Annotated in this window: 3 protein-coding genes and 1 pseudogene; 1 reads left to right on the top strand and 3 read right to left on the bottom strand. The window is 72.0% G+C overall.

What is annotated here, in order from left to right; all coding sequences use genetic code 11:
* Positions 1-553 (bottom strand): annotated as a pseudogene (locus tag ACVNF4_RS34465) (sensor histidine kinase); the annotation flags it as partial.
* A 135-nt stretch (positions 554-688) separates the two neighbouring features.
* On the opposite strand from ACVNF4_RS34465, the gene ACVNF4_RS34460 reads away from it, so the two are divergent.
* Positions 689-1,036, top strand: coding sequence for a DUF4190 domain-containing protein (locus ACVNF4_RS34460; RefSeq protein WP_461806802.1), 348 nt, complete (start codon positions 689-691; stop codon positions 1,034-1,036).
* 16 nt (positions 1,037-1,052) lie between these two features.
* Here the strand turns inward: ACVNF4_RS34460 and ACVNF4_RS34455 are convergent, their stop codons facing one another.
* Both ACVNF4_RS34455 and ACVNF4_RS34450 read right to left on the bottom strand, forming a co-directional pair.
* The gene (locus ACVNF4_RS34455) at positions 1,053-2,627 is read right to left on the bottom strand and encodes an oleate hydratase (protein WP_461806801.1); all 1,575 of its coding nucleotides are present in this window, start codon (positions 2,625-2,627) and stop codon (positions 1,053-1,055) included.
* Positions 2,628-2,752: 125 nt separating this feature from the next.
* Positions 2,753-2,958, bottom strand: a 206-nt coding sequence (locus ACVNF4_RS34450) for an FMN-binding protein (protein ID WP_461806800.1), incomplete at its 5' end; no start/stop codon positions are given.

Here is a 2,958-nt window from a genome sequence, read left to right as displayed (position 1 = left end):
CCAGCCGGCGCAGGGCACCCGCCACCGCCACGCACACGGCCGCCGCCGACAGGACGCAGCCGAGCGCCAGCACCCAGCTGCCCCAGCCGCCCGTCACCCACACCGGCTCACCGAACACGTCCAGCCCCGCCCGGACGCCGAGCCAGCCGCCCGGCATGACCACGCCCACCAGGATCAGCACATTGACCAGCGCCCCCGCCCACCCCAGCGCCACGTGCAGCAGCAGCCAGAGCGGGGTCCGCAGGCGGTCGGCGCCGGACGGAATCGCGGGCCGGGGAACGGCCACCGGATCCGGCAACGGCACCCGCAGCAGCCGACGGGCGGACGCGATCAGCACCCGCCGCGTGGCCGGCGCCAGCCCGGCCACACCGATCAGCGCCGCCCAGACCAGCAGCACCAGGACGATCCGCGCTCCCTCGGGAGCGGAGCTCCACGCCAGCGCCGGCAACAGGGCGAACGGCAGCAGCGGAAGGCTCGCCAACGCGCCGCCATAGGCGAACAACGTGCCCGAATACGTGGAGCCGCGCAGCAACGGCCGAATCGCCCTGATCACGACAGAAAGTATGACCGGACGGCTCACCGGCGCCCTCCCCCGATCGGGGGAGGGTGGTTTCCCCCCTTTCCGCGATGTGCGGACCAGGCCCCCGAATCCATGATCGTGCTGCCCAGTTCGACGAAAGGACAGCAGATGAACAGGCACATGACGGAGACGCCGCCGAGTCACAGGAACCGCTTGGCCGTGGCCGCCGCCGCGCTCGGCACCGTCAGCTGGATCACCTCGATCGTCTTCGTCGGCGGCCCGCTCGGCATCGTCGGCCTGCCCCTGAGCGCCGCCGCCCTCCGCCGGGCCAGCCGAACCGGCACCGGCCGGGGCATGGCCGTCACCGGCCTCGTGACGTCGTCCCTCGCGATCGTGGTGTCCGTCCTGGTCGCGGTCTTCTTCGTCTGGTACAGCGACAAGACGCAGCAGTGCTACGACCCCGGCAGCTTCGAGCGGTACCGGCAGTGCGTGCACCGGCAGTTCACCGGGCACTGACCGGCGCCGGGAGGCTTCACCGGCGGCGGTGCATCGTCTCCAGCGCGGCGGCCAGGACGCGGGGGTCGTGGTGGCCCTTGTAGACCTCCGGCGGCTTGCTCTCCAGCTTCAGCAGCCGGGACACCGCCGTCCACGCGGTCCGCACGGAGTACTCGACGGTGAAGACGACGTCGTCGGGCACCTCGGCGAACTGGCCGATGAAGGCGAGGTTGACGCAGCCCTCGGGGACGACCTCGGGCCGGTCGCCGCGCCGGCGGACCAGGAACTGGCTGGTGATGTACGGCATCACGCACGGCACGACCGTGGAACTCGCGAGGACACGTTCACGGGTCGGCGCGTCGAACGGCAGGTGGTGCAGGACCTCTTCGAGGATCTCCCGGCCCGTGCACATCGTCATCGGCTTGGGGATCAGATTGCCGGCCCGGCCGGGGAACAGGCCGTACCCCCACCACACGGTGGTGTCCTCGGGCTGGTCGCGGTAGACGGGCTGACGGTGGACGACGACGCTGAGCAGCCAGTTCGACGCGGTGAACGTCGTCAGCCCGCCCCGCCCGGCCGGACGGCCGCTGAACTTCTCGAACGCCTCCCGGAAGTCGGGGCCTTTCGAGGTGACCGTGAACGACTCCCAGCGGGAGTCCCTGACGTGCTTGTCGAAGACGGCGGGCCGGCCGAAGTTCTCCCGGCCCCGGGCCAGCCGGTGCCACAGCAGCCAGGCGTCCGACCGCTCGGGGGCGGGCGGCGGCGCGGAGGTGTGCGAACCGAGGCTGGAGGCGTCGGTCATGGACCCGTTGGTGACGAACACCAGGTCCTCGGGCGCGACGGCGATCGTCTCCTCGCGCCCGTGCCGGCTCAGGCGGACCGCGTCGACCGTGCCGCTGCGCACCCCCGGGGCGAACCCGAGGTCGGTGACCCGGCAGCCGGTGTGCAGGGTCACACCCCGCTCGACGAGCCACGCCGTGAGCGGCCGGACGATCGAGTCGTACTGGTGGCGGCGGGTGCGCTGGATGCCCCTCATGGACGCGAACTCGGGGAACAGGTGCACGAACCGCAGCAGATAGCGGCGGAACTCGGCGGCGCTGTGCCAGGGCTGGAAGGCGAACGTCGTGCACCACATCAGCCAGAAGGCGGTGGTGAAGAAGTGCTCGCCGAAACAGTCGGTGATCCGCCTGTCGTCCAGGTGCCGTTCCGGTGTGGCCAGACAGCGCACCAGCTCCAGCCGGTCGCGTTCGGTGAACCCCATCGAGGCGGGGTCGAGGACGGCGCCGTCCCCGTCGACGAGCCGGGCGACGTCGTCCCAGCCGAACTCCTCGTGCCCGGCCAGGATCTCCTCCGTGACGCCGACTTCGGGATCGTCGAGGGTGGGGATGCCCGCCAGCAGGTCGTACGTGCAGCGGAACTCCGCCTCGAACATCCGGCCGCCGCGCATCGAGTAGCCGCCGGCCGGGGTGCCGCCCGCGTCGAGACTGCCGCCGAGCAGCCGCTGCTGCTCGAACACGTGGATGTCGGCCCCGTCGAAGCCGCCGTCACGGATCAGGAACGCCGCCGCGGCCAGCGCCGCGATCCCACCGCCCACCAGGTATGCCTTCGCCATCTCACCACTCCTCAGGGATGCCGTTCGGGTGCCTCCCCAGGCTGTGGTGCGCGGGCGGGGGACGCCGGTGCCTCTCGGGCCCTTCCGGCAGGGCCGGTCGGCCCTGAAACGGGGTGCCGCCCAGGTCAGTGCAGGGAGTCCAGCGCCGACTGGAGGGACCGCCGGTAACCCGCGCTCGTGTAGGTGGCGCCCGAGACGGTGTCGACGCGGGCGCTCTGGGCGGTGAGGGTCTCGCGGGTGAGCTGGGGGAGGGCGTAGGCGTTGATGCGCTGATCGTGGGGGCTGCTGTCGGGGTGGGCGAGGACGGTGACGTCCGTGATGTGGCCGCCGT

The organism is Streptomyces sp. S6 (assembly GCF_054880855.1).
The sequence above is the reverse complement of the archived record's forward strand: the minus strand, read 5'-3'. Positions and strand labels throughout refer to the sequence as shown.

Excerpts from the sequence above, each read along its gene's own strand:
- ACVNF4_RS34455 (WP_461806801.1), bottom strand. The coding sequence starts at position 2,627 with ATGGCGAAGGCATACCTGGTGGGCGGTGGGATCGCGGCGCTGGCCGCG.
- ACVNF4_RS34460 (WP_461806802.1), top strand. The coding sequence starts at position 689 with ATGAACAGGCACATGACGGAGACGCCGCCGAGTCACAGGAACCGCTTG.